Origin of the sequence: Streptomyces griseus subsp. griseus, assembly GCF_000720255.1 — a bacterium.
Taxonomy (GTDB): Bacteria; Actinomycetota; Actinomycetes; order Streptomycetales; family Streptomycetaceae; genus Streptomyces; species Streptomyces griseus_I.
The window spans coordinates 1-399 of record NZ_JOJE01000177.1 but is presented as its reverse complement, the minus strand read 5'-3'; the positions used below and the strand labels follow the sequence as shown (position 1 = coordinate 399).

General features: G+C 68.2%; 1 pseudogene. It reads left to right on the top strand.

The window, feature by feature from the left end:
• Positions 1-399, top strand: a pseudogene (locus tag IG99_RS43670) (amidohydrolase family protein); the annotation flags it as partial.

Below are 399 nucleotides of genomic sequence, written 5' to 3'. Positions count from 1 at the left end.
GCACTACTCCTACCCCTCGGAGAGCTACGGTGTCGATGGGCTGGAGCACGTCGGCGGTGGCAACCGGCTCGGCTACACCCAGATCGCCAACCGCATCGGGCGGGTCTACGACGATACCGTGGCACTCAAGGCGTTCAGCGGAAGCTGGATCACCTCGACGCTGCTCTTCGCCGCCGTCCGCTACGCCCACGACACCGCGCTGCAGAACGACGAACGCACCCTGGCGCTGATGCCAGCCACGGAGTACCGCGTCCTTCAAGAGCTGATCGCCGCCTCGACTGCGGAGCCTCGGGCGACGATGCTGCGATCCTTCCTCGCGGGCGCCGTCGACGCGTTGTTGCGCATCCACCGGCGCGGGGGACTGGTGGTGGCGGGCACGGACTCGCCGATCGACACGGT